Source organism: Amycolatopsis sp. CFH S0740 (genome assembly GCF_004522315.1).
Classification (GTDB): domain Bacteria; phylum Actinomycetota; class Actinomycetes; order Mycobacteriales; family Pseudonocardiaceae; genus Amycolatopsis; species Amycolatopsis nivea.
Genome location: NZ_SDLS01000015.1, coordinates 174,952 through 189,773 on the forward strand (window position 1 = coordinate 174,952; position 14,822 = coordinate 189,773).

Genomic DNA, 14,822 nt, shown 5'->3' on the forward strand with positions numbered 1-14,822 from the left:
GCCGCTGCCGCCAGCCGTGCACGGGACGATCCGGCTCGCGCTGGGCATGCTGCTGGTCCGCGTCGCTGGACGGCTGGAGCAGGGGCGCGCGGCGGTGGAACGCGCCGTCGCCGAGCTGGCGGACCGGCCGGAACTGGCCGCGCGCGGGATCAACCTGCTCGCGCTGCCGTTCGACGGGCTCACCCCGCTGTCCTGGCACGAGCAGTGGATGCGCCGCGCCCGGGAAGTCCACTCCGGACTGACCGACCCCGAGCTGCGGCTCGCGCTCACCGGCGACCGGATCGCGACCGCCGCGCACATCGGCGACGGTTCGGCGTGGGCGGAGTTTCAGGCGATGCCGGACACCGCGCCGAGCGTTGCCGAGCGCGTCCAGCTGGCCCGGCTGTGGTGCAATCTCGCCGACGCGCAATCGTGGTCGGGCCACCTCGACCGGACCGAAAAGCTGGTCGCCGAAGGCCTGCGCCGGGCTTCCGAAGCCGGTGCGCTGTACCCGAAAGGCCTGATCGAAGGCACCGAAGTACGGCTTGCCTGGTTCCGCGGCAATTGGGACGGCCTGGCCGAGGCGACCGAAGACGTCCGTACCCGGCACCCGGCGCTGGGCGCGATCGTCATGGAGACGTCGCTGGTGCTGGGCGGGCTGGCCGCGGTGCGCGGCGAGTTCGCGGCAGCGCGAAGACACTTGGCCGACGCCTCGGCACACCGTCCGGGCGAAGGCCCTATCCCCGTTGTGTTGTGCGCGGCTTCGGTGTTGATCGGCGTGCACCTGTCGACCGACGACGTCGCCGCGGCCTGCGAAGCCGCCGATGTAGCTGTCGACGCCGCACGTCGCAAAGGCGTGTGGGTCTGGGCAGCGTCGCTCGTCCCAGCCGCCGCGGAGGCGTACACGCGCGCAGACCGTTGGCATGACGCCGACGCTTTCGTCGAAGAGTTCGCGCGCGGCATCGAAGACCGCGACGCACCCCTCGCCACTGCCGCCCTGCACGCTGGCCGCGCCGTCCTGACAAACGCCCGCGCGAAACACCTAGCGGCCGCGACGCTCTTCGACACCGCAGCCGACGCGTACGCAGAGCTGCCGATGCCGTACCTCGCCACCGGCATGCGTGAACGCGCGGCGCGCTGTCGTCTCGAAGCAGGACAGAGCGGTGCGACAGCTGCGCTCAGTCAGGCCGCAGCTGCGTACGTACAGCTAGGTGCCACGCGCGACGCTGGCCGCTGTCATCACGTGCTTCGCGAACACGGTGCTTGGGCACCGTCACAGCGCGGCCGTCGCGGTTACGGTCGTGAGCTGTCGCCGCGAGAGCGCGAAGTCGCCGAGATGCTCGCGGAAGGCCGGACAAACCGTCAGATCGCCGACGGACTGTTCCTGTCTCCGCGCACGGTGGAGCAGCACGTCGCGAAGGTGCTTCGCAAGCTAGGCGCGCGAAGCCGCACGGACGTCGCGAGGAAACTGCCGTCACCGGAAACCGCGCGGTAACGAGCACACCGTCCTACCGTGTGCACGTGGCTGATAAACCAGTGCCTGCCTGGCGGCGGGCGACCAAAGGCGAAACCCGGTGGCCCGCGGCGGCCGTCGTCATCGGAACCCTCGCCCTGCAGCTCGCCTTGCCCGACGAGATGGTGCTGCACCCGTGGTGGCTGCTGCCCTCGCTGACCGCGGTGCTGATCATCGCGCTGCTGTTGCTGAACCCGGGCCGGCTCACCGAGTTCAACATCGTCGAGCGCATGGTCGCGCTGACCGCGCTCGCCGTCGTCAGCGTGCTCAACGGCGCGTCCGCGGTGCAACTGGTGATCGGGATCGCACAGGGCGCGCAACGCGGGCACGCGGTGCAGGTGCTGATCAGCGGCGTGGTCATCTACTGGACCAACATCGTCGTCTTCTCGCTCTGGTACTGGGAGTTCGACCGCGGCGGCCCGGCCCGGCGCGCGGCGGGCCGGGCCGACTTCCCCGACCTGCAGTTTCCGCAGATGAGCGACCCGTCGATGGCCAAAGCCGAATGGGAACCGCGGTACCTGGACTACCTCTACACGTCGTTCACCAACGCCACCGCGTTCAGCCCGACCGACGTCATGCCGCTGCGGATCTGGGCGAAAATGACCATGATGGTCCAGGCCGGGATCTCGCTGCTGCTCGCGTTGATGGTGTTCGCCTGGGCGGTCAACGGCCTCCAAGGCTGAAACCCGCTGGCCTCGCCCGCGTCCGAGAGGTATATCTCCGGCCATGGAGCTTCCCGAACCGCCGTACTACGCGGTGATCTTCACGTCCCGGCGTACCGACGGCGACCGCGGCTACGCCGAGCGCGCCGCCGCTATGGCCGAACTCGCCGCGAAACAGCCCGGCTACCTCGGTATCAACTCCGTCCGCGACGAGTCCGGGCTCGGCATCACCGTGTCGTACTGGCAGGACGAGGAATCCATCGCCGGATGGCGCACCAACCTGGAGCACACCGAAACCCGCAACCAGGGCCGCGCCGAGTGGTATCGCGAGTTCGACGTCCAGGTCTCCCGGGTCGAACGCGCCTACCGTTTCGCACGTCCGTGAAGGGGCCCCTGAGGGAATCGGATCCCAATGCCAGGGACTTAGGACGACACTGCCCGGGGGTAGTCAAGGCGCGTGTGCCCGCATCGACGGGCAGCAGGAAGCTCGCGAAAGCTCCTGACGGAACGCTGCGTCCCCATCCAAGACACCACAGCCGTCGAAATGCCCGCTCTGCGACTACGTGACGGGTTCTTCAGGTACGTGAGGGGACCCCTGAGGGAATCAGATTCCCTCAAGGTGGCCCTCACGGACGACACACCTCGCGCCCAGCCGTGCAGCAACTCCGAACTGGGCAGACCTGCCTCGGCTACCCCGACAACGCCGCCCTAAGTCCGCGGCATGGGAACCGGATTCCCTCAGGGGTCCTTGAGGGAATCGGATTCCCTCAAGGGCCTTGCTTTCTACTGCCGGGTCATGGTGAAGCTCTGGCCGTCCGAGCCGATCGCGCCGGGGGTCCAGGTCGCGCTGCCGCCGTCGTCCGCGTTGAGGCCCTGCGGGCTGGTGTCGGCGAGGTTCTTGCCGTCGAACTTCACGCCGTCGAACTTCACGCCGCCGTTGATCGCCGGGTACGAATCGGACGGCGATTCGATGATCGCCTCCGCCGACGAGTGCTTCGCGTTCAACGACTGCGTGGTCGTCTTCGTCCAGCCTTGGGTGTCGTTCTTCAGGTCGAGTTTGTAGCTGTTGTTGCTGCGCGTGACCGTCGCGGTGATGTGGTCGCCCGCCTTCACCGGAGCCTCGCTCGCCGAGTAGTAAACCGGTGCGGCCGGGTACATTTCGTACCACGCCTGGTATTGCGGGCTGCCGCTGGAGCAGTCGGTCGCGACGCCGGTCTGCTCCACAGAGGACGATCCGTCGCCGTCGATGCCGACCCACGGCGCGAACAGGTCGTTGCTGGAATTGCAGGTCGCCGCCGGTTCGGTCCAGCCCGCGGTCGCGGTGGTGAAACTGCCGAAACTGACGTAGCCGCCCCAGTTTCCGCCGGAGTAGTGGTTTCCGTGGAAGTGCTTGCCGAACGTGACGGGCCCGGCTCCCGCGCCTGCCACGAGGGTCGCGGCCGCGAACGCGCCGACCGCCAGCAATCCGAGGGGACGACGGAAAGATCGTGAACTCATGGGCATCCAATCTGGTCACGGGAGTGCCTGCGCGTACCAGTGTTGAATTTCGCTCGCCCGGGTTGGTAGCTACTTTCGAAGGGTGTTCACATCTCGGGAAATCTTCACCAAATGTCCCGATTCTCCTTTGTGTACACGGAAGTCCGTGCCCGCCCGCCTGGGGAGGCAGCGGGCCGGCACGGACTCCTTCCGAAGTGGACTACCGCGCCGTACGGGCGTGCGCGGCGTCCACGAACTGGGTGGTGTACGTCTTGGACAAATCGATCTTGTCCTTTTTGGGCTTCACGTTGCTGGAAGACGCACCCAGCACCTTCAGCACGTTCTGCGCGCCGGACGGGTCCATCCGGCCGTCCTTGGTGAACATCGGCAGACTGTCCTTGAGCGACTTGATGTACAACGCCTTGTCCCCGCCCGCGAACGACGGGGGCATCAGATCCGCCACCTGTTCCGCGGTGTGCGTGGAAAGCCACTTCAGCGAATTCACATACGCGTTGGCGAGTTTCTGCACGACGTCCGGATAGCGTTTCACGATTTCGCAGCTCATGTACAGCGAACTCGCAGGATAAAGCCCGCCCAGCGCCGCGCGCGTGCCTTCCGGCGTGCGCATGTCGTAGAGCACCTTGGCCTGTCCGGTGTTGGTCAGCTGCGCGATGGTCGGGTCGGTGGTCATGCCCGCGTCGATCGAACCTTGTTGCATGGCAGAGATAAACGTCTGCCCGGCCCCGACCTTCACCGGCGTGTAGTCCTTGCTGCCGACGCCGCCTCGGCTGGCGAGCGCCTTGGTGAGGAAGTCGGTTGACGACCCCAGCGACGTCACGCCGAGATTCTTCCCGCGGAAGTCCGCACCGGACTTGATGTGCCCGGCCTTCGGGGTCGCGACCATTTCCGCTTCCCCCGGCACATTCGCGAACTGCACCACGCTGGTGATGCATTGGTCCTTGGCCTGCAGGTCGATCGTGTGGTCGTAGAACCCGACCACGCCCTGCACTTCCCCGGCCAGCAGCGAGGTTTCCGCGTTGGCCCCGGACGGCTGGTCGAACAGTTCGACGTCAAGGCCCTGCTTCTGGTACTCGCCAAGCTGCTTCGCGAGCTGCCCCGGCAGATAGATCACTTTGGACAGTCCGCCGACCATGATCTTGATGTGCGGCCGTCCGCCGTTGCCGAGGTCGATCTCCCGGGAATCCCGGCAGGCGCTCACCCCGGCCACGGTCACCAGCGCGGCCGCCGCGACCGCGAGTGTCCTTTTCAGCCGCATGTCAGATCCCCTGGCTCGCCTGGGCCGAAACCTGCGGACGCCAGCGCAGCAGTTTGCGCTCGGCCGAACTGATCAGCCATTCCGCGAACAGCGCGACGACCATGATCACGATCATCCCGGCGTAAACCCCGGCGGTGTCGAACGTGCCCTGCGCGTTGGCGATCAGGAAGCCCATGCCCGCCTTGGCGCCGGTGTACTCACCGACGACCGCACCGATCAAGGCGAAGCCGAACGCGACGTGCAGCGACGAAAGAATCCACGACGTCGCGCTGGGCAGCACAATCGACTGCAGCACCTGCCACCGCGTCGCACCGAGAATGCGGGCATTGTCGATCAAGTTCCGGTCCACCTCGCGGGCGCCGGTGAAGGCGTTGAAGAACACCGCGAAGAACACGAGAACGAACACCGTCGCGACCTTCGAGGACAGCCCGAGTCCGAACCAGATCACGAACAGCGCGGCGAGCACGATGCGCGGCATCGCGTTGGCTGCCTTGATGAACGGAGCCAGCACCTCGGCGAGATACGCGCTGCGGCCGAGAATGACCCCGCAGATCACGCCCGCGACCGCGCCGAGCACGAACCCGATCACGGCTTCCTCGACGGTCACCAGGATCTGGTACCAAATGGTTCCGAAGTCGGTTCCGGTCGTGAACCATTCGGTGAGCCGTTCCCAGATCTTCGACGGCATCGAATAGAAGAACGGGTCGATCCAGAACCGGCCCGCGATCTCCCACAGTCCCAGCCACGCAACGAGAATCGCCAGCCGCAGCAGCCAGACGTTGCGCTTGTGCCGCCCGGCGGAGCGCTTCGCCCGGGAGAGAATGTCTTGTTCGGTTTCGAAGACCGGCGCCGGCGCGGTCTGAGTCTCAAGCGACACCGGTCGCTCCCTTCTGGCGGGCCTTGTCGACCTCGCCGCGCAGCGATTCCCAGATGTCGGAGTAGAGCTTGCGGAATTCCTCGGTCAGCCGCAGGTCTTCCACCTTGCGCGGCCGCTCGAGCGGAATCTCGAAGACGTCCTTGACCGTCGCCGGGCTGGTGGTCAGCACGACCACCTTGTCCGCCAACGCGATCGCCTCGTCGAGGTCGTGCGTAACGAAGATCACCGCGGCTCCGGTGCCGGACCACAGCCGGAGCAACTCGTCCTGCATCAACGCGCGAGTCTGGACGTCGAGCGCGGAGAACGGCTCGTCCATCAGCAGGATTTTCGGCTCGGTGACCAGCGTCTGCGCCAACGCGACGCGCTTGCGCATCCCGCCGGAAAGCTGGTGCGGGTAGTACTTCTCGAACCCGGCCAGCCCGACGCGGCCGATCCAGTCGGCCGCCTTCTTCCGGGCGTCCTCTTTGGAGGCACCGCGGAACCGCGGCCCGGACGCGACGTTGTCCAGCACCGAACGCCACGGCATCACCGCATCGGTCTGGAACATGTAGCCGACGCCGTCCGGAATGGACTTCACATCGGAACCGTGCACGACGACCCGGCCCGCCGACGGCGGCTGCAACCCGGAGACCAGGGACAACGTGGTGGATTTACCGCACCCGGTCGGCCCGACCACGGCGACGAACTCCCCCGGTTCGACGGTCATGGTCAGCTCGCGGACAGCGGTGTGGACAGAACCTGATCCGCTCGGGAACCTTTTGGTGGCGCCGATCAGTTCGATGAGTGGGGCCATCGAGGTGACTCCTTCGTCACGGTGGGGACTCGCTCGAGGCAGGTTAAGTTCGGGTTTCGCGGTGCGAGAAGCTTGTCGACGTTCTGCGTGCACTCTGCGCGTTCTCCACGTTTTGCTCGTTTAGCGCACAGCGCTGAGCTGGGGGTATGTTCCCTGACATGCCGAAGTGGGCGCTCTTTCCGCGGATGCGGTTCACCCGTCAGGTGCTGCTGTTGCAGATCGGCGTGGTGGTCCTCGTCGTGGGCCTCGGCGTCGCGCTGGTCAGCTCGCTCCTGCGCACAACGCTGACCGAACAGTACGGCCAGCGGGCACTCGCGATCGCGAAATCGGTCGCCACCGAGCCCGTGGTGATCGCCGGTGCGGCCTCCCGGAAACCCAACCAGGACCTTCAGCAGCGAGTCGAAGCCGAGACGCGGACGGACGACGCGCTGCTGTTCGTGGTCATCACGGACGATCACGGCATCCGGCTGGCTCACCCGACGCTGGCCCAGGTCGGCAAACCGGTGAGCACGTCATGGGCGGAAGTGATCGCGGGCAACGATGTGGTCAGCGAGTTCGACGCGGGTACGCTGGGTCCGTCAGTGCGCAGCAAGACCCCGATCCGGCAGGGTTCGCGAGTCGTCGGCGAGGTCAGCGTCGGCTACCGGATCGGCGAACTCACGAGCGATTTCAACCGATGGTTCATCCTGACCATGGTCTTCGGTGGAGGAGCGCTGCTGCTCGGCGCGGGTGCGTCCGCCCTGCTCAACCGCCGTCTGCGCCGCGTCACCCACGGCCTCGAACCCCACGAACTGACCGAACTGCTCTACGAACACGAAGCCGTCCTGCACGGCATCGGCGAAGGCGTGCTGGCCGTCGACGCGGAACACCGGGTGACCGTCCGCAACGATGAGGCCGAACGCCTCCTCGGCACCCCGCTCCCCGTCGGTGCACCGCTGGAGGACCTGGACCTGTCCCCGCGAGTGCACAAAGCCGTCACCGAAGGACGGCCCGTGGACAACCTCCTGGCGGTAGCCGGAAACCGGGTCCTGGTGATCAATTCCCGCGCCGTGCAACGGGATGAACGCGCGCTGGGCACCGTCCTGACCTTCCGCGACCGCACCGACCTCGACACCCTCACCCGAGAACTCGACGGCATCCGCTCGCTGTCCGACGGTCTCCGCGCGCAACGGCACGAGTTCGCGAACCGCCTGCACACTCTGTCCGGCCTGCTGCAATTGGGCCACCACGCCGAAGCCGAGGAATACCTGCAAACCCTCACCGAGACCACCGCCTCGCGCGCGGAACCGCTCGACGACCGGGTGACCGATCCGTACCTGCAAGCCCTGCTGGTCGCGAAAACCGAGCAGGCACAGGAAAAAGGCATGGAACTGCGACTGGCCGACGACGCCTGGGTCCCCGCCTCGGTGACCGACCCGATCGCCGCGGGAACCGTGATCGGCAACCTGGTCGACAACGCCCTGCACGCCGCCCGCATGGGCCCGCGCCGCCCCGCGTGGGTCGAGATCGGCCTGCTCGCCGATGGCTCCACTTTGCACGTGTCCGTTGTGGACAGCGGACCAGGAATCGACAATGCGTTAAGGGGCAAGCTTTTCGACGAGGGAGTGTCCACAAAGCTCAATCCCGGACACGGCCTCGGACTGGCCTTGGCCCGCCAAGCCGCCCGAGCCCGCGACGGCGACGTATGGCTCGCCGACCCCGGCGGCGCGACGACCGGCGCGTTGTTCGTCGCCAAACTTCCCGGCCTGCTGGACCGACCCGAGGAGACCGACGCATGATCCGCACCCTCATCGTGGACGACGATTTCCGCGTCGCCGGCGTGCACGCGGGATTCGTGTCGGAGGTACCGGGCTTCACCGTCGCCGGGGTCGCGCACACCGCCGCCGAAGCCCGCGCCCGCGTACGCGAACTGGCCCCGGACCTGGTGCTGCTGGACGTCTACCTGCCGGACGAGCCCGGCCTTTCCGTCCTGCCCGACCTGAAAACGGACACCATCGTGCTGTCCGCCGCCACCGACGCCGCGTCCATCTCCGCCGCGATCCGCGCAGGGGCCCTGAACTACCTGATCAAACCGTTCACCACGCGCCAGTTGTCGGAACGCCTCACCTCGTACGCCCGATACCGCGGCCTGGTCACGACCGAACGCCCGATGTCCCAAGACGACGTGGACCGCGCCTTCCGAGCCCTCCACGACCAGGACCGCGCGGCGACGCCAAAGGGCCAGTCAAGCGCGACGGCCCGCCTGGTGTCAGAGCGCCTGCGCGGTTCGCCGACCCCGCTCTCGGCCGCCGAAGTAGCCCGCGAACTCGGCATGGCCCGTGCCACCGCGCAGCGCTATCTGACCGCGCTGGCAGAGTCGGGAGCAGTGGAAATGCGGCTTCGCTACGGCGCGACCGGACGCCCAGAACACGAATACGACTGGATCGGCTGACCCCGACGCCCCGCGGCTGCCCTCGCAACCAACGCACGCCTGCCGACCGCCGAGGGGTCGCGGCTGACCCCGGCGGGTCCGCAAGCCAGCAGCGAATCAGCTGACCGGACAACCGCAGCGAGCCCGCTTGCTGGCCTCGACCCATCCGGCAACCACAGCCAACCCGCTGCTGGTCTCGACTCACCCGGCAACCGCAGTCAGCCCGCTCGCCAACCTCACCCCGCCCAGCAACCGCAGTCAGCAGCCCATGCTCTTCCAGCAGCCGTCGACCCCAGCCACCGTCCACTAGCTGATTCTCAGCGACCGCCAGCCATCCGCTGCGCCGCGTCGAGCCACGGTTTCCAGTCGAGGAACTGGTCGATGCCCGTCCGCGCCGGGGTCTTGCTCGGCGCGGGCGTCGCGAGGTCCGCGCGCGGATCGGCCTGCTCCGAAGAATCCGGAGCCGACGTCGCGCGCGGCGTGGTCGAGTGGACCGGGTTGTGCCGCCGCACCGGGGTGTCGTGTGAGGGCACCGGGACGTACACCGTGACCGGCGGCGCGGTCTGCGTCACCGGCGGCGTGATCGTCGACGGCACGGGAATCTGCTGCTCCGCGATCGGAACACGCTGTTCAGCTTGCACGACGGCATCATCCGCAGGCTGCCCGGGCAGCGCGCCGGTGAAGAACCCTCCGGCGAGCCAGCCGAGTCCGACCAGGATCACGGCCAGCCCGGCGCCGACCCACACCCGGGCCCGGCGCCGCGACGCGACTGCGCGCGGGCGTTCCTCGGCGGGCGCGCACCCGGCGATCACCGGGATCTGCTGGGTCGATTCGCAGCTCGTCTCCGGCGCGGCCTCGTCCGGCAGCCGGGGCCCGCGCGGCAGGCTCGCGGCGATGATGCCGGTGCGGTCGACCAGTTCCCCGGCGGCGCGGTCGGCGGGCGCGGCCAATCGGCGCTCGGCAAGGCGCAGCATCGAGGGCTACCTCCGGGGTGCGGACACACGAGTGGACTCGCAGCATTCTGCGACATTCCCGAGGGTTTCGGTGAAAATGCAACTCCATCGGGTGATCAAGAATGCGGACAGTCGCAACGAGTTATCCGTTCCGCTCGATGCGTTTGAGTCCCTGGCGCGCCAAAACCGCGAGCGGACGCTGGTATGCCGAACCGAGGACGCGCGGGATCGCGTCGATCACGTAGGCGTCCGGTCCGATGAGGATCCGCGCCGACCGCCTGCGCACGCCGCGCAGGATGGTCTCGGCCGCTTTCTTCGGTGTGGTAAGGGCGATTTTCTCGAATCCGGCCGCCGCTTTGGCTTGGTCGCCGGCCGCTCCGCCGCGCGCGTTGCGGGCGATGTTGGTCTTGATCCCGCCCGGGTGCACGCAGCTGACGCCGACCGGATGCCGCGCCGCGAGCATTTCTTCGCGCAGCGACTCGGTGAATCCGCGAACGGCAAACTTCGCCGCGTTGTAGGCACTCTGCGTAGGCACTCCGACGAATCCGAACACGCTGGAGATATTGACGACGTACCCGTCGCCGGAGTCGATGAGGTGCGGCAGGAATGCCTTCGTGCCGTTGACGACGCCGCCGAGGTTGACGCCGAGCAGCCAGTCGAAATCCTCGAACGTCATGTCCTCGACCGTCGCGCCGAGCGCCACGCCCGCGTTGTTGACGACGAGGTTGACCCGGCCGTGCTCCCGCGCGACGTCCTCGGCATGGGCGAGAACCGCGGCCCGGTCGGCCACGTCGAGGGAATGCCCCCGCACCTCGGCTCCGCGTTCGCGGGCTTCCCGCACGGTTCCGTCGAGCCCTTCGGCGTCGACATCGGACAGTTCGAGAAGCGCGCCGTGCAACGCGAGTTCGAGCGCCAGCGCCCGCCCGATGCCCGAGCCCGCTCCGGTGATCACTGCGACTTTGTTCGAGAAGTCCTTCATCGTCTCCCCACCCTGGTCTCACCGCGTTCTCTGATACTAGTGACGAGGACCAGTACTGGAGGTGGCATGCGGCGCACGGTGATCGGGCTGTTCGCACTAATGAGTGCGAGCGGGACCATCGTGGCTTGTGCTGAGCACGCAGCGGAACCAGCGGTCGCCCCGTCGACCCCGGCGAAGCCGATCCAAGCGTCCATCGGCGCACTGTTCGTCGACGGCTCGCATTACTGCACAGCGAGCGTCGTGCACAGCCCCCGAGGCGACGAACTGCTCACCGCCGCACACTGCCTCCACGACGGCGAAGGCGGCGGTTACCTGGCCAATGTCACCTTCGCCCCAGGTTTCCACGACGGCGTCGCGCCCTACGGCTACTGGCAGGTCGGGAACGAACTGGTCGCACAGAGCTGGATCGACTCGTCCGATCCGAACCTCGATGTCGGTTTCGCAACCGCCCGCCAAGACGGTTCCCCCGAACCCTTGGAAGCGGTAACGGGAGCCAACCAACTAGGCACGAACGGCCCCTTCGCGCGCCCCGTGACGGTCGCCGGCTACCCGGACGGCGTCGACGAGGTCGCCACCTGCGAAACGCACACCCAGCAGCAAGACGAACACCAGATCAGAGTCGACTGCCCAGGCTTCGCCACCGGCACGAGCGGCAGCCCCCTGGTAGCCGACCCGTCCCCCGACACGAAAACCGGCACCGTAGTAGGCGTAATCGGCGGCTACGAAGCAGGCGGCTACACCGACGACATCTCGTACTCGAGCTACTTCGACGACCAGATCGCCGATCTGTACAACCGAGCGACGACGATGCCGTGACATGATGCGTCCCATGAGCACGCGCGACGTCCCCATCACCGGAGAGCCGATCCGGCTGGGCCAATTCCTGAAACTGGCCGACCTCGCGGACAACGGCTCGCACGCAAAAGACCTGATCGACGCAGAAGAAGTAACGGTCAACGGCGAAGTAGAAACCCGCCGAGGCCGCCAACTAGCAGACGGCGACGTAGTAACAGTCGGAACCGAAAACGCACGGGTCTCCCTGGAACACTAAGCAAACCGCAGCGAGCACACCAAACGAGCGAGGCACCCACACCTCCCCCGCACCCCGATACGAAGCTCTCCTGCGGTCTGGGGGTGCTTGTCAAGGCATCTTTCCCGCCTTGACAAGCACCCCCAGACCGTCAGCACAATCAAGCTTCGGGGTGCCCCACGCGACCACAAGCGAGGTCGCCGCCAGGCGACGAGCAGTCACCCGACCGTAGACAACGGCGCCCTCCCCAACTTCAACGCCAACGAATCCAGCTGCCTCCGCACCGCCCCAGGCAACGGCACCCCCAACGCCCGGCACTGCTCCAAATACTGAGCCTCCCGCCACCCCGGATACCGCACCGGCGCACCCCCTTCCCACCCGAGCATGCTCCCGAACACCGCACTAGCCGCGCGATAAAACCCGTCCGCACTACGCAACGTCGTAGGCGCGATCGCCAGCACCAACAACCCGGTGTCATGCTCATGATCAGCAACCCCGGACAACACCCCGGCCAGCACATCCACCATCAGGGCGAACCCAGCGAACTGCGGATTCCGAGCAGCATCAGCAAGATCGATATCGAACACAAACTCCGGATAAGCCCCGGCAGGAGCAGCCATCCCCAACGGATGCACCGGCTGATCCGCATACCCCCCGGCAGCCATCACAATCCCGATCATCCCGTGCGGCAGGGCACGAGCCGCGTGATGCCCGACGCGCCCGAACGGCCCGACCCCACGCACCGACAGCAGCCCGACCCCGAACCGCCCGGCCCGCTGTACGGCCCGATCCATCGCGTCGCCCACCGCCCAAAGCCCGGACGCCCGCCGGTAATCAATGAGCGCCGCGGCCCCACGATCGGCGATCAGCAACGGCTGAGCACCAGGACTGACCAACCCGTTCTCGATCGCGGGCAGATGCACCCGCGTCAACTCCCCGACGCCCGTTTCCGGCGCGCCGGTGAGATCGCCGTGGCACAACGCTTCCGCGGCCGGACGCGCACGCTCTTCGGGAAAGCCTTGTGCCATCAGGACAACGGAAACGAGCGTGACCAGTTCGTCGGCGGGAACGCGGTGCCAGGCCTGCTCGGGAATCGGGGTGTCGGCGGGAACTTCCGGGACGGGGCGGCTGAGCCGGGGAGCACGCGGTCTGAGGGGCACTTCATCAAGGTTGCCGGGCGATCTCGGACCCCGTCAACGAGGTTGGCCCTAGAGTGTGATGCGGTCAGCCGCAGAGACGTACCCTGAAGCGCATGTGCCGAAACATCACGACGCTCCGCGGCCTGCAGCCCGCCGCCACCACGGACGAGATCGAAGCCGCGGCACGCCAGTACGTGCGCAAAGTGACCGGGGTGCAGTCCCTTTCGGACGCGACGCGCGAACCGTTCGAAGCGGCGGTCGCCGAAATCGCCCAGATCACCGCGCGGCTGCTTGAGGAACTCCCGCAGCGCCGCCAGCCGCCCGCGACCGTGCCGCCGCTGCGCCGCCCGGAGGTCCAGGCGCGGATCGCCCAGCGCGAGGCCAAGAAAGCCTGACGCCGCAATCACTCCGCCTCTTGCCCGGGAAACCTCGGCTTGATCTCCTGGTTGAGGTAGCGCCCCGGGCTCTCGGCGGCCATCAGCTCGCGATGCACCCGCGCGGGCACGAGGTGGTAGCGGTAGACGCCGCCGTTGCGGAACCCGATTTCCAGCACCGACTTCGCGGCGTCGTAGCCGACGTCGCGAATGACGGAAGACTCCACGGGAACCCGGCGCACAGCACGGTCAGGGTACCCGCGCGGACCCGGGACCGGCAGCCGGAGAAAAACGGCCCCGTCTCCCGCGGGATACGCGGAATCCGGGGCCGGACACTCGAGGCGTCAAGCGGAAGCGGAGGGATTTGAACCCCCGGTAGGTTTCCCTACGGACGCTTTCAAGGCGTCTGCATTCGGCCGCTCTGCCACGCTTCCTTCTAGGTCAGGGTATCGCGCCGTCCTTCGACGTCGTCCAGGTGTTCGAGGACCCGGGTGAACGCCGTGGCCATCGCCGTCTGCTCGTCGGGCGTCAGCAGGTCGATGAGGTGCTCGCGGGCGCCGCGCACGTGCGTCGGCGCGGCTTTGTCCAGTACGCGCTGGCCGGCGTCGGTCAGCTCCGTCAGCACCCCGCGTTTGTCTTCCGGGTCCGGGCGGCGGGTGACCAGCCCGGCGACCTCCAGTTTGCCGATCTGGTGCGACAGTCTGCTCTTCGTCGAGCCCAGCTGCGCCGCCAGTTCGGTCATCCGGGTGCACCGGTCCGGGGCCAGGTTCAGGCACACCAGGACCTCGTAGTCGGCGAGCGAGATGCCGTGGCTTTCGGACAGTTCGCGGTGCAGCCGCTGGCGCAGCCGCAGCGACGCGACGATGTAGGCCCGCCAGGCGCGCTGTTCTGCCGGGTCGAGCCAGCGCACGTCCTGGTCATCGCTCATATCGGGCAGCCTAGAAGGCCGGTTTTGCCCCGCCGCTTCGGCCCGCCGTGAAATTTCCGGCCGAACTTCCCCCAATGGAGGGTTACGAAAAGGTTGAGACTCGGCGCGAAGAAGCGCATCCTCGGGGGGCAGCGGAGGGATGACGAGGATCCGCAGAGCGCGCCGAAGGGCACGCCGGCCCCGATGTCCCCCCGGGAGAGGCCAGGTGGTGGCATGGCAGGTAGTTCCCGCGGTTGACCGCCCGCTGTGTCCCCGCGATCGGCACGGCCCCGTTCCGGTTCGGTCGCGATTGCGAACAGCACGAGCACCCCGTGCGCTCCGGCATCGGCCACGCGCACCGGCGTCGTTATGCCGCTGCTTCTCTTCGCGGCCTCGGCACCGCGAAGGCAGCGCCGGACGCCAGCCCGGCCGGTGGCCAACCGCTGTCAACGAA

Annotated in this window: 17 protein-coding genes and 1 tRNA gene; 8 read left to right on the forward strand and 10 right to left on the reverse strand. The window is 67.5% G+C overall.

What is annotated here, in order from left to right; genetic code table 11:
- The first annotated feature begins 1,096 nt into the window (after positions 1–1,096).
- The 3 genes from EIZ45_RS47665 to EIZ45_RS25145 are packed head-to-tail and all read left to right on the forward strand — an operon-like array spanning position 1,097 to position 2,539.
- The gene (locus tag EIZ45_RS47665; protein ID WP_370318178.1) at positions 1,097–1,474 is read left to right on the forward strand and encodes a helix-turn-helix transcriptional regulator; all 378 of its coding nucleotides are present in this window, start codon (positions 1,097–1,099) and stop codon (positions 1,472–1,474) included.
- 26 nt (positions 1,475–1,500) lie between these two features.
- Positions 1,501–2,175: a DUF1345 domain-containing protein gene (locus tag EIZ45_RS25140; RefSeq protein ID WP_106961501.1), complete on the forward strand. Its 675-nt coding sequence runs from the start codon at positions 1,501–1,503 to the stop codon at positions 2,173–2,175.
- A gap of 43 nt (positions 2,176–2,218) precedes the next feature.
- Entirely contained in the window at positions 2,219–2,539 is a 321-nt protein-coding gene (locus EIZ45_RS25145) for an antibiotic biosynthesis monooxygenase (protein ID WP_134664073.1), read from the forward strand.
- Positions 2,540–2,937: 398 nt separating this feature from the next.
- Here the strand turns inward: EIZ45_RS25145 and EIZ45_RS25150 are convergent, their stop codons facing one another.
- The 4 genes from EIZ45_RS25150 to EIZ45_RS25165 form a co-directional block, all read right to left on the reverse strand.
- Complete coding sequence (locus tag EIZ45_RS25150) at positions 2,938–3,651, reverse strand: G1 family glutamic endopeptidase (protein ID WP_043837749.1); 714 nt, start codon at positions 3,649–3,651, stop codon at positions 2,938–2,940.
- 199 nt (positions 3,652–3,850) lie between these two features.
- Positions 3,851–4,906, reverse strand: coding sequence for an ABC transporter substrate-binding protein (locus EIZ45_RS25155; RefSeq protein WP_037807201.1), 1,056 nt, complete (start codon positions 4,904–4,906; stop codon positions 3,851–3,853).
- A gap of 1 nt (position 4,907) precedes the next feature.
- Positions 4,908–5,783: an ABC transporter permease gene (locus tag EIZ45_RS25160; protein WP_134664074.1), complete on the reverse strand. Its 876-nt coding sequence runs from the start codon at positions 5,781–5,783 to the stop codon at positions 4,908–4,910.
- Complete coding sequence (locus tag EIZ45_RS25165; RefSeq protein ID WP_037807196.1) at positions 5,773–6,576, reverse strand: ABC transporter ATP-binding protein; 804 nt, start codon at positions 6,574–6,576, stop codon at positions 5,773–5,775. The genes EIZ45_RS25160 and EIZ45_RS25165 overlap by 11 nt, the downstream gene beginning before the upstream one ends.
- A gap of 185 nt (positions 6,577–6,761) precedes the next feature.
- Between EIZ45_RS25165 and EIZ45_RS25170 the strand changes: the two genes are divergently transcribed.
- Both EIZ45_RS25170 and EIZ45_RS25175 read left to right on the forward strand, forming a co-directional pair.
- Positions 6,762–8,354: a sensor histidine kinase gene (locus EIZ45_RS25170; RefSeq protein ID WP_134664155.1), complete on the forward strand. Its 1,593-nt coding sequence runs from the start codon at positions 6,762–6,764 to the stop codon at positions 8,352–8,354.
- Positions 8,351–9,007: a response regulator gene (locus tag EIZ45_RS25175; RefSeq protein ID WP_037807194.1), complete on the forward strand. Its 657-nt coding sequence runs from the start codon at positions 8,351–8,353 to the stop codon at positions 9,005–9,007. The genes EIZ45_RS25170 and EIZ45_RS25175 overlap by 4 nt, the downstream gene beginning before the upstream one ends.
- 296 nt (positions 9,008–9,303) lie before the next feature.
- Here the strand turns inward: EIZ45_RS25175 and EIZ45_RS25180 are convergent, their stop codons facing one another.
- Both EIZ45_RS25180 and EIZ45_RS25185 read right to left on the reverse strand, forming a co-directional pair.
- Positions 9,304–9,960: a hypothetical protein gene (locus tag EIZ45_RS25180; protein WP_134664077.1), complete on the reverse strand. Its 657-nt coding sequence runs from the start codon at positions 9,958–9,960 to the stop codon at positions 9,304–9,306.
- Positions 9,961–10,081: 121 nt separating this feature from the next.
- On the reverse strand, positions 10,082–10,918 hold the full coding sequence (locus EIZ45_RS25185; RefSeq protein WP_134664079.1) for an SDR family oxidoreductase: 837 nt from the start codon (positions 10,916–10,918) through the stop codon (positions 10,082–10,084).
- 66 nt (positions 10,919–10,984) lie between these two features.
- Here EIZ45_RS25185 and EIZ45_RS25190 point away from each other — a divergent pair, with 66 nt between their 5' ends.
- Entirely contained in the window at positions 10,985–11,734 is a 750-nt protein-coding gene (locus tag EIZ45_RS25190) for a serine protease (protein WP_134664081.1), read from the forward strand.
- Between the two features lie 13 nt (positions 11,735–11,747).
- Positions 11,748–11,969 carry an RNA-binding S4 domain-containing protein gene (locus tag EIZ45_RS25195; RefSeq protein ID WP_037807659.1) on the forward strand — a complete coding sequence of 74 codons (222 nt, stop codon included), beginning with the start codon at positions 11,748–11,750 and terminating at the stop codon, positions 11,967–11,969.
- A gap of 197 nt (positions 11,970–12,166) precedes the next feature.
- Here EIZ45_RS25195 and EIZ45_RS25200 read toward each other — a convergent pair whose 3' ends face one another.
- Positions 12,167–13,108: an Ldh family oxidoreductase gene (locus EIZ45_RS25200; protein WP_037807185.1), complete on the reverse strand. Its 942-nt coding sequence runs from the start codon at positions 13,106–13,108 to the stop codon at positions 12,167–12,169.
- A 92-nt stretch (positions 13,109–13,200) separates the two neighbouring features.
- Here EIZ45_RS25200 and EIZ45_RS25205 point away from each other — a divergent pair, with 92 nt between their 5' ends.
- Positions 13,201–13,482 carry a DUF2277 domain-containing protein gene (locus tag EIZ45_RS25205; protein WP_037807183.1) on the forward strand — a complete coding sequence of 94 codons (282 nt, stop codon included), beginning with the start codon at positions 13,201–13,203 and terminating at the stop codon, positions 13,480–13,482.
- 8 nt (positions 13,483–13,490) lie between these two features.
- On the opposite strand, the gene EIZ45_RS25210 is transcribed toward EIZ45_RS25205, so the two are convergent.
- From EIZ45_RS25210 to EIZ45_RS25220, 3 genes are all read right to left on the reverse strand, one after another.
- Positions 13,491–13,688 carry a KTSC domain-containing protein gene (locus tag EIZ45_RS25210; protein WP_205669994.1) on the reverse strand — a complete coding sequence of 66 codons (198 nt, stop codon included), beginning with the start codon at positions 13,686–13,688 and terminating at the stop codon, positions 13,491–13,493.
- A 122-nt stretch (positions 13,689–13,810) separates the two neighbouring features.
- Positions 13,811–13,895: transfer RNA gene (locus tag EIZ45_RS25215), tRNA-Ser, on the reverse strand.
- Positions 13,896–13,897: 2 nt separating this feature from the next.
- The gene (locus EIZ45_RS25220; protein ID WP_106961489.1) at positions 13,898–14,389 is read right to left on the reverse strand and encodes a MarR family winged helix-turn-helix transcriptional regulator; all 492 of its coding nucleotides are present in this window, start codon (positions 14,387–14,389) and stop codon (positions 13,898–13,900) included.
- Between the last annotated feature and the right edge of the window lie 433 nt (positions 14,390–14,822).

Coding starts and splice junctions, on each gene's coding strand:
- EIZ45_RS25220 (WP_106961489.1), bottom strand. CDS start 14,389: ATGAGCGATGACCAGGACGTGCGCTGGCTCGACCCGGCAGAACAGCGC.
- EIZ45_RS25205 (WP_037807183.1), top strand. CDS start 13,201: ATGTGCCGAAACATCACGACGCTCCGCGGCCTGCAGCCCGCCGCCACC.
- EIZ45_RS47665 (WP_370318178.1), top strand. CDS start 1,097: ATGCGTGAACGCGCGGCGCGCTGTCGTCTCGAAGCAGGACAGAGCGGT.
- EIZ45_RS25185 (WP_134664079.1), bottom strand. CDS start 10,918: ATGAAGGACTTCTCGAACAAAGTCGCAGTGATCACCGGAGCGGGCTCG.
- EIZ45_RS25150 (WP_043837749.1), bottom strand. CDS start 3,651: ATGAGTTCACGATCTTTCCGTCGTCCCCTCGGATTGCTGGCGGTCGGC.
- EIZ45_RS25170 (WP_134664155.1), top strand. CDS start 6,762: ATGCGGTTCACCCGTCAGGTGCTGCTGTTGCAGATCGGCGTGGTGGTC.
- EIZ45_RS25155 (WP_037807201.1), bottom strand. CDS start 4,906: ATGCGGCTGAAAAGGACACTCGCGGTCGCGGCGGCCGCGCTGGTGACC.
- EIZ45_RS25180 (WP_134664077.1), bottom strand. CDS start 9,960: ATGCTGCGCCTTGCCGAGCGCCGATTGGCCGCGCCCGCCGACCGCGCC.
- EIZ45_RS25190 (WP_134664081.1), top strand. CDS start 10,985: ATGCGGCGCACGGTGATCGGGCTGTTCGCACTAATGAGTGCGAGCGGG.
- EIZ45_RS25165 (WP_037807196.1), bottom strand. CDS start 6,576: ATGGCCCCACTCATCGAACTGATCGGCGCCACCAAAAGGTTCCCGAGC.
- EIZ45_RS25175 (WP_037807194.1), top strand. CDS start 8,351: ATGATCCGCACCCTCATCGTGGACGACGATTTCCGCGTCGCCGGCGTG.
- EIZ45_RS25195 (WP_037807659.1), top strand. CDS start 11,748: ATGAGCACGCGCGACGTCCCCATCACCGGAGAGCCGATCCGGCTGGGC.
- EIZ45_RS25145 (WP_134664073.1), top strand. CDS start 2,219: ATGGAGCTTCCCGAACCGCCGTACTACGCGGTGATCTTCACGTCCCGG.